Below are 13,178 nucleotides of genomic sequence, written 5' to 3' on the forward strand. Positions count from 1 at the left end.
AACAAAGCAATTCATAAAATAAGTTTTTCTAAATCTGATTTACTTTGAGCCCTTTAAAACGATATATATTATGTATATAATTATATACATAAATATATAATTGGATGGAGAGAGAAATTGATATGGAACAATTTAAACATTATTTACTTAAATTCAAATGGCTTATTATTGCAATTATAGCTATTATTATTGTGGCAACTATTATTACATTAGTCGTTAAAAATAAAGCGATAGATGTAAAAGGAGACGTAGATGTAGAATTTTCTGGGTATGATAAAAGTGGGAATGCTACACTAACTGAAGGCTCAGAAGAAAAGATTGAACGTAAACTTTTAGTTCAATCGCTAAAACAAAGCAAATTTAAAAATAAAGAAGTCATTGATATGATAAAGAATGGTGATGAAGATGATATAGACCCTATGAACTTCAATAACGAAGAACAAAAGAAACTTGAAAAAGCAGAGAAAATATACGATAGCGTTGAGCTCGATACATATAATGATAGTAATTTATCTAATGGTGATAAAACGACAGTAAAATTATCTGTAAAAAAGGGTATTTCAGATGATTACAAACTTAAAGTGAAAGAATTCAAAAAATCATTCAAAGCAAAAGGCCTTAAAAAACCTAAAACTGTAACAACTAAAGACATATTCTCTAATATTGAAACGAAATTTACTGGTTTAAACAACTCTGGAAAATTAAACTTAATTACTAAAGATGATAAAAGTGATGGTTATGATATTAGCTCATATAATTTTACCGTCCCTAACAACGGCAACTTGAAAAATGGTGATAAAATAAATTTAGAACTACCAAAAGAATTAATAAGTAATATACAAGACAGTGGTTCAAAAACATTTAAAGGATCAAAAACATATCAAGTTGAAGTTAAAGATTTACCAGATGTTGATGATATAGATAACATTAATGACATTATCGACAAAACAAAAACACAAATTAAAGAAGACAACAAAAGTACGAAATACAATAAGAAATCAACAGAAATATTAAGTAGCTATTACAAAATTGGATCTGAAGAAGATGAGTATAGCTTCGGTTATGAAGAAGATGATAACGAATCAGAAAAAGTAACACCAACATCTACGTTAGAACCGGACAAATATACAATACTTACTACAGCCAAAATAACAGACCATGACAAATATTCAGATGATACGACAAGATATAAAGGTTACGGCTATAAAAATTACACACTAGAAGGCAAACGCCTCATCAAAGATGAATCCACAACAGAAGTTATGAATAACTTCACAAATGAAAAACAAGAAGACCTTATAAACGAATTAAAGAGCGAAAATTTCGTGAAAGTTGAAACTAAGAAATAGAAAATAGACCCTAAAAATTCAGGAGTAAAGCTGAATTTTTAGGGTTTTTTATTTAGTTATAAAGATAATTTAAACAAAAGGATTTCCATATTTATCATTGTATTTATAAAAGCCATTTCTATACATATAAATCTTTTTTTCGATATTATTCGGGCTAGCAAATTCTATTAATTCTAATACTAATTCTGTAAATTCAATAGGAGCTGTACCATTTGCAGTAACTAATTTTCCATCTTTCACTGCTTGTTCTTCTATAAAATTATCCTTAGAATTATATTCATTATAATCTTCCCATAAATAAACGGTATTTCCAGTATGTCTTGAGTCATTTAAGAAACCATGTTTCGCTAAGTAATCAACAGCACCACATATAGCTCCCACAGGAATACCTTTATTAAATGTTTCTTGCACAAACTTTAATAGTTTATGATTGTCATTGTCCCAAGAATTAGCACCAATCATTATTAAAAGATCATAATTTTTAGGTTCGTCACCAATTATATAATCAATTAAAACAGTAAAACCTCCTAAAGAAACTACCTTCTCTTCAATTGAAATCGTATTAACAGACCAAGATTCACTTTGATTTAAAGTCGAAGACAAATAACTACCTTCCCAATCAGCAAAACCATCTAACAAAAGAAACAATGCTTTTTTCATAATTGAAAACTCCTTTTATTTTACTGTTTTAATCATACAAAATTTAAGGGATAAAATAAATTATTAGATGAATAATTAAATTTATAATTTCCTAGGAAATAGTGATTTATCTAAATTAGTCGATGTTTTTATTTTTCGTTGATGGAAATAATGTATTTGTAATTGTATGCTTTACATAGTAGGAGAAGTGATTCCGTGGTCTCGAAATTAACTGCACATGAAAATGTAGTTCTATACCTATCATATAGCATTGATGATTAAACAGAGAGGAGTTTCTTTATGATTAATTATGGGATTGTAGGAACAGGTTATTTTGGAGCTGATTTAGCACGCTCCATTAATAAAATTGAAGATGCTAAAGTAATTGCAGTATTTGATCCAAATCATGCAGAGGAAATAGTTGAAGAATTAGAAGCTGAAACGTGTTCAAGTCTCGATGATTTAGTAGCTCGCAATGACATCGATTGTGTTATTGTCGCATCTCCAAGTTATCTTCATCGTGAACCAGTTATTAAAGCTGCTGAAAATGGTAAACATGTTTTTTGCGAAAAACCAATAGCTTTAAATTTTGAAGATTGTAGAGCTATGGTAGATGCCTGTGAAAAAAATAATGTTATCTTCATGGCAGGACATATTATGAATTTCTTTAATGGCGTTCATTATGCAAAAGAACTAGTTCCACAAGGCAAAATTGGAAAAGTATTATATTGTCATGCTACTCGTACAGGTTGGGAAGAACAACAATCAAAAGTTTCTTGGAAAAAATACGTTCTCAATCAGGCGGCCATTTATATCATCATATTCACGAATTAGACTGTATCCAGTTTATTATGGGAGGTCTACCACAGAAAGCTACAATGGTTGGCGGAAATGTTTATCATAAAGGCGATAATTTCGGTGATGAAGATGATATGTTAATTATTAATTTAGAGTATGACGATAATCGATATGCTTTATTAGAATATGGAAATGCCTTTCGTTGGGGAGAACACTACGTCCTTATCGAAGGAACAAAAGGAGCTATCAAACTTGACCTTTATAATACTGGTGGCACACTAAGAATAAAAGGTGAAAAAGAATCACACTTTTTAGTACATGAAACGCAACAAGAAGACGATGAAAGAACTGACATTTACACAGGTCGTGGTATGGATGGTGCGATTGCTTATGGTAAACCAGGCGTCAGATGTCCATTATGGCTTCAAACATGTATTGATAAAGAAATGTCTTATCTTCACAACGTTCTTAAAGGAGGAGATGTAACAGAAGAATATGTTAACCTTCTTAACGGTGTTGCAGCCCTAGAATCAATAGCAACTGCAGATGCATGCACACTTTCATTAAAAGAAGACCGCAAAGTTTCACTTGATGAAATTACGAATTAAGATAAAACCCTCCTGTCAAATCAACATTTGACAGGAGGGTTTATTAAGGGAAAGGATCATCCCATATTCTATTGAATTTTTATTCCCACTCGATCGTACTTGGGGGCTTAGATGTTATGTCATAGACTACTCTGTTTACGTGGTCTACTTCATTAACGATACGGCTTGATATTTTTTGTAATACTTCCCAGTCTATTCTTGCGAAGTCACTCGTCATTCCATCTATTGAAGTTACAGCACGAATGCCTACTGTGTAGTCATATGTGCGGTAATCTCCCATAACGCCTACTGAACGAATGTCTGGTAATACTGTGAAGTATTGCCAAATTTCTCTTTCTAGACCTTCTTCACGTACGACTTCTCTTAGGATCGCATCTGATTCTCTAACGATTTCTAATTTGTCTTCTGTGATTTCTCCTAATACACGGATACCTAACCCTGGTCCTGGGAATGGTTGACGCCATACAAGGTGTTCTGGGATGCCTAATTCAATTCCTAATGCGCGCACTTCATCTTTGAATAGTGTATTGATTGGTTCGATTAATTGGAACTGCATGTCTTCTGGTAATCCACCAACGTTATGGTGTGATTTAATTGTTTGTGCAGTTTTCGTACCTGATTCAATAATGTCTGTGTAAAGTGTACCTTGTGCTAAGTAGTCTACACCTTCTAATTTAGAAGCTTCATCATCGAATACGTACACAAATTCGTTACCAATGATTTTACGTTTTTGTTCTGGATCTGAAACGCCATCTAATTTTTTCATGAAACGATCTCTAGCATCTACTCTGATGATGTTCATATTGAAGCCTTCACCAAAGTTCTCCATAACCATGTCGCCTTCTCCTTTTCTAAGAAGTCCATGGTCTACGAAAATACATGTAAGTTGATCACCGATTGCTTTATGTAGCAAGACAGCTACTACTGAAGAGTCTACTCCGCCACTCATTGCACATAGTACTTTACGGTCTCCAACTTGTTCTCTAATTTTTTCGGTTTCAATATCTACGAAGTTTTCCATTGTCCAGTTCCCTGTACATTCACAAACACGACGAATGAAGTTTCTTAATAAATCATTTCCGTATTCTGTATGTCTTACTTCTGGATGGAATTGAACACCATATAGCTTTCTTGATTTATCTTCTATAGCTGCATTTTGACAACTTGGGCTATCTGCAATGATTTCGAAGTTTTCAGGTATATCAATAACTTTATCACTGTGACTCATCCATACAGTTTGGCTATTAGGCAAGCTAAAGAATAAATCGTCATCTGATTTTACGTTTAATGTCGCTTTACCATATTCACGTTCACTTGCTCTTTCAACTGAACCGCCCAGTAATTTTGTCATTAATTGCATACCATAACAAATACCTAGAACTGGAATACCTAATTCAAAAATTTCAGGATTTACTGTGAAAGATCCTTCTTCATATACTGAATTCGGGCCTCCAGAAAGGATAATTCCTTTAGGATTCATTTTTTTAATTTCTTCCATTGAGATTTCATGGTCGTGTAATTCACTATATACGCCCATTTCTCTTATACGGCGTGTAATCAATTGATTATATTGACTACCAAAATCTAATACAAGAATTAATTCTTGCTCAAAAGCCATTTCCATAATAGTCCTGCTCCTTTAATTAAAATGAATAGTTTGGTGCTTCTTTAGTTATATGAACATCATGTGGATGTGATTCTTTAAGTCCTGCGCCAGTCATTCTAATAAACTGAGCTTCTTCTCTTAGTTCTTCTAAGTTAGCAGAACCAGTATAACCCATTCCGCTCTTAATACCACCAGTTAGTTGATAAATTGTATCTTGTAAAGGTCCTTTGAAATCAATTCTACCTTCAATACCTTCTGGAACGAATTTTTTAGCTGTAGTATCTTCTTGGAAGTAACGGTCTTTAGAACCTTGTTCCATAGCACCAAGTGATCCCATACCACGATATACTTTATATTGACGACCTTGGAAGATTTCAGTTTGTCCTGGGCTTTCTTCAGTACCTGCAAGAAGACTACCTAGCATTACTGCGTTACCGCCTGCTGCTAATGCTTTAGCAATGTCTCCTGAGAACTTAATACCGCCATCTGCAATGATAGCTTTACCATGTTTACGTGCTTCAGTAGCACATTCATAAATAGCTGTAATTTGAGGAACACCTACACCAGCTACAACACGTGTCGTACAAATTGAACCTGGTCCAATTCCAACTTTAACAACGTCTGCTCCCGCTTCATACAATGCCTTAGTACCTTCTTGAGTTGCTACATTACCTGCTATAATCGTTACATCAGGATATGTTTCACTTATGTTTTTAACAACTTCTAATACACCTTTAGAGTGTCCGTGCGCTGTATCTATAACTAAAGCATCTGCTCCCGCTTCGACTAGTTTTTGTGCACGTATAGGTGTATCTTTAGCAATACCTAACGCTGCTGCTACTAATAAACGACCTGCACTATCTTTTGCAGCATATGGGAACTCAATCACTTTCTCGATATCTTTAATTGTAATTAAGCCTTTTAGACTACCTTCTTCAGAAATTAATGGAAGTTTTTCTATTTTATATTTTTGTAAGATTTCTCCTGCTTGTTCTAAGTTTGTATCTACTGGAGCTGTAATTAAATCTTCTTTTGTCATAACGTCTGAAATTTTAATTGAGAAATTCTCTATAAATCTTAAATCACGATTCGTAAGGATACCAACAAGTTTCATATCTTGTTCGTTATTTACAATAGGTACACCAGAAATACGATATTTACTCATTAATGCTTCAGCTGCATATACTTGCTCTTCAGGTGTTAAGTAAAATGGATTTGTAATAACACCATTTTCTGAGCGCTTAACTTTTTGAACTTCATCAGCTTGTTGTTCAATAGACATATTTTTATGAACAACACCTAAACCACCTTGTCTAGCCATAGCTATAGCCATTTTAGCTTCAGTTACTGTATCCATACCTGCTGAAATAATTGGAATGTTCAATTTAATGTTCTTAGATAATTTCACACTTAAATCAACATCACTAGGTAATATTTCTGACTTAGCTGGTACAAGTAATACATCATCAAACGTTAATCCTTCTTTTTGAAATTTATTTTCCCACATGAATATAACCTCCATTAATTTATTTTCATTTTCATTATTTCATATTTTCACTGGTTTGTTGATTGTTTAACCCATTAAAACATAAATTTAATATAATAGCTGCAAATGTCCCTAAAACAATACCATTTTGAGTTAACCATGCATATTGTTCACCGAATGTTTCTAATGCCTGTGGTACTGCAGTAATACCTGCGCCTATCCCAACTGATACTGCAATCACAAGTAAATTGTTCTGTTTGTTGAAATCTATGCCACCTAGCATTTTCACGCCGTATGCCATAACCATTCCAAACATTGCGATCATTGCACCACCTAACACTGGGAAAGGAATCATACTTGCTAACGCACCTAACTTTGGAATAGAACCACATATAATGAGTAGTGCAACCATCATATACATGATTTGATTCTTCTTAGCTCCAGATAGAGAAACTAAGCCAACGTTTTGAGAGTAGGCTGTATATGGAAACGCGTTAAATATAGCACCTATTACAATAGCTATACCTTCTGCACGATAACCTTTAGATAAATCTTTTCTAGAAATAGGTTGTTTTGTAATTTCACTAAGTGCATGATACACACCTGTGGATTCAATCAAACTGACGATTGCGATAATGACAAAGACTATTGTTGTTCCAAACTCAAATTCGAAACCACTAAATCTAAATGGACGTGGTAGTTCTAACCAATTTGACTTATGTAACTCTGAAGTATCTACCAATCCGTAAAATGATGCAACTGCTGTTCCGATTAATAAACCTAATAAAATAGCAATTGATTTAATAAATCCTTTAGACAATCGTTGAATCAGTAAAATGATAACGAGTGTGAATACACCTAAAAATATATTTTTACTATCTCCATAGTTTTTTTCGCCTTCCCCGCCAGCTAAGTAATTCATTGCAACAGGCATAAGTGTTATTCCTATAATCGTTACAACACTACCCGTAACAACTGGTGGGAATAATTTTACTAAATATGAAAAGAATGGAGACATTGTAATAACAATAATACCTGATAAGAATATTGAACCATATAACACACTAATTCCGTGTGTGTTTCCGACAAGTATCATGGGTGCAACAGCGGTAAATGTACAACCTAAGACGACCGGCAGTCCAATACCAATTCCTTTATATACTTGTAGAAATGTTGCTACACCACACATAAATATGTCTATTGCTACTAAATACGCTACTTCTTCGGGCGTAAAATCTAATGCTGAACCTACAATAATAGGTACCATGATTGCGCCAGCGTACATTGCTAATAAATGTTGGACACTTAGTATGAAATTTCTCATCTTATTCGTCCACCAATTTGACTTTGTTACCTGCTAAAGATGCAACTTGGCACAATGATAAGACGTCTAATCCTTCTGATTGTAATTTTTCTCTTCCCGGTTGAAAACTCTTTTCTATTACAATTCCAACTCCAGTAGTAGTTGCATTTGCAGATTGAACTAATCGGTGTAAGCCTAATGATGCTTCACCATTCGCTAGAAAGTCATCAATAATCAATACATGATCATCTTCATCTAAAAATTGTTTCGAAATAACAACTGTACTTGTTGTATTCTTTGTGAACGAATGAATATCTGTGTGATAAAATTCATTTGTCATTGTAGAAGGTTTTGCTTTTTTGGCAAATAAACAAGGCACATCTAAATGTAGAGAAGCCATAATAGCTGGCGCAATACCTGAAGCTTCAATCGTTAACACTTTTGTTATTTTTTTCTCTTTAAAATGATCGACAATTGCTTGTCCTACTTCGTACATAAGTTTTGCATCAATTTGGTGATTTAAAAATGAATCAACTTTAAGTATCTTTTCATCAATAACTACACCATCTTCTTTAACCCTATTCTGTAGTGTCCTCACACTACTCGCCTCCTCATTTAGATTAAAAAAAACACACCTTAATCCTAAAATATAGGTAAGATGAGTAAAAAATAATATAAAACCACACAAAATTGATAGTCTGGTTCCAGAGTTATTCGTTTACTCATAGTCGCATCGTTTAAGGCAATGCGGTAGAAACTTCTAAAGCCATATTCTTCAGATTATATGAGTTTTTAGTAATAAATTATTCATTGATAATAACAAAATATCAGTATTTTTACAATAGGAAAAACCTTATTATCACGGGATTTAAACACATTTTAAATAGACAGAATAATTAAAATAATGAGAATTTTTACCCTGTTTTGTTTGATTATCTCATAGAAGGGTATTTGTGAATTATATTGTATTTATGAAAACAATATTAAATTAATCTATAAACATCATAAGAGTATTCACTGATTGATGGTTTTTGCACATTACAAAATTTATGGAGGTTTTAAGTATGGGTAAAATCGAAAAGTTTAATACAGAAAGTGAATTACTACAACGAATAGACCAATTGAAAGCAGATGGATTAGGAGAACGTGACTTACAAGTTATAACTGAAAATCGATTAGAAGATAACTCACTAGAATATACAGACGTAAAAGTAAAGAATTCTCGAGGATCATTTAGTGATAAACTCACTGCATTATTCTCAGGTGAAAGCGCAGAAGAAAGAGTACTTACAGGTATCAATGTTCCTGACGAAAATGTAGATGAGTATAAAAATGCTCTAAATGATGGAAAAATATTATTGTATATCGACAATGATAATACTGAAGAAACTGAGAACTTTGATTCTAGCCATCCGAAAGATTCACAATTAGGCAACGAACATTACGATGACACTAAACCTTTCTCAAAAGAAGATAGTAATAGCGGTGTTTCAGCTGGAACAGGTGCCGGTATCGGAGCTGGAGCTGCTTCTGCAAATTCATCAAAAGATGTAAACAATGAATCAGACGATTTACAAGATGATAAAGATACCAATCGCTATGGTAACAGCATAGATGAAGAAAATGAAGCACATGATGATGTTGATGATCATTCTACAGCTTCTACTCTTGCGGGCACTACTGGTTTAGGTGCAGCAGGTTATGCAGCGAACCAATCAGAGCAAAATGAAAATGAAACATTATCTAGTGATAACGAAAGAGATTTAGAAGAACTTAAAAATCGTAATAATAATGATTCAAAACCACCATATGGTGAAGCTGATAATGTAAAAGATCAAAGAGATTTAACACGTGAAGATGAATCAGAGTTCACTAGAGTTCACGATGATAGTGTTGAAACTGAGCGTTCATCTTTAAATGATGAAAGAGAAAATTTAAATGCTCAAGACGCTAATGACGATTTAACACGACAGTCTGACTTAACTTCTAATGAAAGCAGAAACGCTACTGATAGTACAAATACAACGGCAGAAGATGAAGAAGCTGTTAGACTACATGAAGAGCGAGTGAACGTCGACAAAGAAAACGTTGAAACTGGTGAAGCTTCAGTTGATAAACATGTAGTTGAGGAGACTGAAGAGTTCGATGTACCTGTAGAAAAAGAAGAAGTTACTATCGAGCGTCGACCAGTAAATGAAAAAGTAGATAGCGACTTTGAATCAAACGAGGATGATTCTATTCACGTACCATTACATGAAGAACGTGTGAATGTTGATAAAGAAAACGTAGTGTCTGAAGAAATTGTAATCAAGAAAAACAAAGTACAAGACACAGAACACGTTTCAGAAAATGTAAGACGAGAAGAAGCAGATATTAATAATCCTACTGATGATGATAAACAATAAAACATCATTAATATTAAAAGGGTCCGGGGCATAAATAATTGTCCCGGGCTCTATTTTACGTATATAAAATATAAGAAAACACTGTATAAGCATTTTTAGTGTGATATGTTATAATATGACTAAATCTTGAGTCGAGGGGTTTATTAACATGAATTTTGAAGTTGTCACATCAATAGATGATCCATTGTTTAAAAAAGCATTAGATATGTATGAGGAAATTTTCAAAGTAGAAATCAGAGAAGATCGTCATGTGTTCATACATTCATTAACATCTGAATATATCAAAAATCATTATATATTTTTAGTTGGTCTTAAAGATGATATGGTTGTTAGCCTATCAACTGGTCATTATGAACCAACTACTAACTCTGCATTCATTAATTATTTAATGACCCACCCAGAACACCGAAATCGACGTGTAGGTGCACAAACTTTAGAAAAAATCGAAGAAGAATTACACAAGTGTGGTCAAGAAGTACATGGTAGAGATGCTAACATGATTATGCTTGAGTCATTCGGTGAAGAATCATATGATTCTGAAGAAGGAAAAGAACAAGCTATTATGCGCAAAAACTTTTTCAATAGACATGGTTATGAAATTTTGCAAAACATATCATATATTCAACCAAATCCTCAAAAATCTTTACCACCTTCACCAATCAATTTATTTGTTAAACAATACTTACCGCTTCAAAAAGACGTTATTATGCCAAGTATACGTTCATGTTATATTAATAAATATATACACGGTAACGAAAATGACAGAGAATTTGTATATGAACTATTAGATTCAATGGGGTTATAAAATTACAGGCTGCGACATAAATAAATGTCTCAGCCTGTTTTATCATATTGGCAGTAGCTGACTGGTATGAAAACACGATTATATCAAGCTTTTTTCATATCTAGTCATCCTTGCCGGGGTGGGGATACAAAATCTTTTTAACAAAATGAGATGCCTCTCCCGCTCCCTGATTTTTATTTTTCTGTATATCTCTTTATAAGGTCTTGAGCTTTTTCTCTCTTAGCTCCCTCGGGATTTGTACCACACCACAAATTCATATAATCAGGATTGTCTTCTTTTTTAGACTTCCCTCTCATAGGCTGTGTTAATATATTTTGAATTGGATAAGGACAAATCGCTCTTTCAAATGTTTCAGCATAGACAATATAAGCATTTCTTATTCCATTAGCATAGCGACCACTAAAAGTATTTGTTAAAACAATATCTTTAGTAGTAGCTCGCAATATACTCTCTTTATGGATGTTAGGCACTCCGCTTTCTTCTGTTGTTAAAAATGCTGTACCTAACTGTACAGCCGTAGCGCCTTTTTGAAGGAAAAATTGTGAACGTTCAGGGTTTGTTATTCCGCCTGCTACTATTAGAGGTAAATCTATAGATTCCTTTGCAAGATTAAATAATTGCTCTGTTGTAAGCAGGTCATCTGGTAATGACTGTTTAAAGGAGCCTCTATGCCCGCCTGCTTCCTTTCCTTGTAAAACAATTCCATCTACACCAACCTTCACTAAATCTAGTGCTTCCTCCAACTCAGTGGCTGTTCCTAATACTAATATTTTATGCCTGTGCAACTTGCTGACAAGCGCTTCTGTTGGTTTGCCAAATGTAAAACTCGCAACTTCTACTTCTTTATCAATAATGACATCTATCATTTCGTCGAATTGATTTGTAATCTTTACTTCTTTAATTGGTTCATATTGAAGTTCTTCTTCTATTGGTTTCAATATTGCATTCATTCGATCAACTTTGTCTTGATTAATTTCAGGAAATTCTGGGATAAATAAATTCACGCCAAACGGTTTATCAGTCATTTTTCGTATCTTATCAATATCGTCTGATAATGATTCTGGATTCATATAACCTGCCCCTATTTGACCTAATCCACCTGCGTTACAAACTTCAGAAACCAGCTTAGGTGTCGTTACACCACCAGCCATTCCTGCTAGAAATATTGGTTCTGACACGCCTAATTCATTCAATAGCATAGTTCTATTCATATCATTACCCCTTTCAAAATAACCATAAGCTGATTGCTTTATTTTTGTCATTGTTTAGTTCATTATAATGTCATCTTACTAAAAGGAGTATCAAAATGTCACAATCAAAACTTACATTGACAGAAATTATAAAGAAAAGAAAATCAGTTAAGGAATTCGACCCTAACTTTAAAATACCTAGAGAAGAAATTGAAGAAATGATTGAGCTAGCTACAGAAGCACCTTCATCAATCAATTTACAACCTTGGAGATTTGTTATTATAGATTCAGAAGAAACTAAACAAAAATTAGATAGCCTTGTACAATTCAACCAAAGACAACTTCACTCTTCAAGTGCTATTATTCTCATATTAGCTGACTTAAAACATGCTGATTACGTTAGTGAAATTTATGAGAAAAACGTAGAACTTGGATACATGGATGAAAACTCTAAAGATTATTTCATTGAAACAATTTCTAATTTAATAAGCGGTGCAGATGAAAGCTACTTCAAAGAACAAGGTTTAATGGATGTAAACCTAGCTTCTATGCAACTTATGCTTATCGCTACTGATCATGGTTATGATACTAACCCTATTGGTGGTTTCGACAAAACGGCTTTACTTGAAGCTTTAAATATCGATACTTCACGATATGTACCTGCTCATTTACTTGCTATCGGTAAAGGCGCTAAAGCTCCGCATGAGTCAAGTAGATTACCAGTAGAAAGCATCATAGCATGGAACGACGAAAGTGATGGTATAGTTGAAAATAATTGTTAAATTATTTAAATATGGACTAGTCTTCGTAAATAAAAACATCATTAATGAGATATTAATTCAAATCAAACCCTAAAAGTTAGATAAAATTCTAATTTTTAGGGTATTTTTTATATTGCTTTATTACTTAATAGAGTGTAGAATTTATTGCGCTAAGACTTTTTTACATGAACGCTTTAACGCTTTAAAGTATTTTATATATAAAGGAAG

10 protein-coding genes, 1 pseudogene and 1 riboswitch are annotated in these 13,178 nt (G+C 33.3%); of the genes and pseudogenes, 5 read left to right on the forward strand and 6 right to left on the reverse strand.

Annotated features, from left to right (window positions below; all coding sequences use genetic code 11):
• Positions 1-122 precede the first annotated feature (122 nt).
• Positions 123-1,349 (forward strand): hypothetical protein, encoded by a 1,227-nt coding sequence (locus LQ682_RS08220; protein WP_103268550.1) that lies wholly within the window; start codon positions 123-125, stop codon positions 1,347-1,349.
• 69 nt (positions 1,350-1,418) lie between these two features.
• Here LQ682_RS08220 and LQ682_RS08225 read toward each other — a convergent pair whose 3' ends face one another.
• On the reverse strand, positions 1,419-2,009 hold the full coding sequence (locus LQ682_RS08225; protein WP_016999224.1) for a type 1 glutamine amidotransferase family protein: 591 nt from the start codon (positions 2,007-2,009) through the stop codon (positions 1,419-1,421).
• A 279-nt stretch (positions 2,010-2,288) separates the two neighbouring features.
• Between LQ682_RS08225 and LQ682_RS08230 the strand changes: the two are divergent.
• Positions 2,289-3,394, forward strand: a pseudogene (locus LQ682_RS08230) (Gfo/Idh/MocA family protein).
• A gap of 79 nt (positions 3,395-3,473) precedes the next feature.
• Here the strand turns inward: LQ682_RS08230 and guaA are convergent.
• Genes guaA through xpt form a run of 4 tightly spaced genes read right to left on the reverse strand, consistent with a single transcriptional unit; the run spans position 3,474 to position 8,387 of the window.
• Complete coding sequence (gene guaA, locus LQ682_RS08235) at positions 3,474-5,018, reverse strand: glutamine-hydrolyzing GMP synthase (RefSeq protein ID WP_103268551.1); 1,545 nt, start codon at positions 5,016-5,018, stop codon at positions 3,474-3,476.
• A gap of 19 nt (positions 5,019-5,037) precedes the next feature.
• Positions 5,038-6,507 (reverse strand): IMP dehydrogenase, encoded by a 1,470-nt coding sequence (gene guaB / locus LQ682_RS08240; RefSeq protein WP_239703893.1) that lies wholly within the window; start codon positions 6,505-6,507, stop codon positions 5,038-5,040.
• Between the two features lie 34 nt (positions 6,508-6,541).
• A complete protein-coding gene (locus LQ682_RS08245; protein WP_239724108.1) occupies positions 6,542-7,810 on the reverse strand; it encodes a nucleobase:cation symporter-2 family protein in 1,269 nt (422 codons plus the stop codon).
• A gap of 1 nt (position 7,811) precedes the next feature.
• Positions 7,812-8,387 (reverse strand): xanthine phosphoribosyltransferase, encoded by a 576-nt coding sequence (xpt, locus tag LQ682_RS08250; protein WP_070044839.1) that lies wholly within the window; start codon positions 8,385-8,387, stop codon positions 7,812-7,814.
• A 107-nt stretch (positions 8,388-8,494) separates the two neighbouring features.
• A riboswitch (purine riboswitch) is annotated at positions 8,495-8,597 on the reverse strand.
• 256 nt (positions 8,598-8,853) lie between these two features.
• Between xpt and LQ682_RS08255 the strand changes: the two genes are divergently transcribed.
• Positions 8,854-10,194, forward strand: coding sequence for a YsnF/AvaK domain-containing protein (locus tag LQ682_RS08255; RefSeq protein ID WP_239724110.1), 1,341 nt, complete (start codon positions 8,854-8,856; stop codon positions 10,192-10,194).
• Between the two features lie 148 nt (positions 10,195-10,342).
• Positions 10,343-10,999, forward strand: coding sequence for a GNAT family N-acetyltransferase (locus LQ682_RS08260; protein WP_016999218.1), 657 nt, complete (start codon positions 10,343-10,345; stop codon positions 10,997-10,999).
• Positions 11,000-11,172: 173 nt separating this feature from the next.
• Here the strand turns inward: LQ682_RS08260 and LQ682_RS08265 are convergent, their stop codons facing one another.
• Positions 11,173-12,210: an NAD(P)H-dependent flavin oxidoreductase gene (locus tag LQ682_RS08265; protein WP_016999217.1), complete on the reverse strand. Its 1,038-nt coding sequence runs from the start codon at positions 12,208-12,210 to the stop codon at positions 11,173-11,175.
• A gap of 95 nt (positions 12,211-12,305) precedes the next feature.
• On the opposite strand from LQ682_RS08265, the gene LQ682_RS08270 reads away from it, so the two are divergent.
• On the forward strand, positions 12,306-12,971 hold the full coding sequence (locus LQ682_RS08270) for a nitroreductase family protein (RefSeq protein WP_016999216.1): 666 nt from the start codon (positions 12,306-12,308) through the stop codon (positions 12,969-12,971).
• Positions 12,972-13,178: the final 207 nt, after the last annotated feature.

Source organism: Mammaliicoccus sp. A-M4 (assembly GCF_022386955.1).
In the GTDB taxonomy this organism is placed as follows: domain Bacteria; phylum Bacillota; class Bacilli; order Staphylococcales; family Staphylococcaceae; genus Mammaliicoccus; species Mammaliicoccus lentus.